This is a genomic window from Pseudarthrobacter sp. 10T415 (assembly GCF_056394175.1).
Genome location: NZ_JBFTHJ010000086.1, coordinates 1 through 385, shown reverse-complemented (window position 1 = coordinate 385; position 385 = coordinate 1). Strand labels below are relative to the sequence as shown.

Here is a 385-nt window from a genome sequence, read left to right as displayed (position 1 = left end):
GGCCCTGGACGTCCCGGCCGCCCGAGCCGACCTCGCTCCGGAAGCACAGCGATGCTGCTGCCAGGCGAATCGGCTGCGTCACATCGACGACTTCACCGCTATAGAACGATACCAACGGCACTTCCGACGTACCGACGAGCCACTTATCTTGCTCCATAATTTGAAAAGCCTGATCTTGACCAAGCGGGAAGAAGGCTGTGTTCTCCATGGCCTCCGTCCTAACGGTTAACGGTACGTCCATAAGGGTAAAACCCTTGGCGACCAGCATATCCACTGCAAGCTGCTGGACGGCCCGATGCAGCATGGCGCCGATGCCGGTCAGGTAGTAGCTGCGTGTGCCGGCGGTTTTGACGCCGCGGGGAATGTCGATCATCCGGTGCAGCTC

At 60.0% G+C, this 385-nt stretch carries 1 pseudogene; it reads right to left on the bottom strand.

The features are described from left to right. Positions 1-373 (bottom strand): annotated as a pseudogene (locus tag AC1DBN_RS21575) (serine--tRNA ligase); the annotation flags it as partial. Positions 374-385 lie beyond the last annotated feature (12 nt).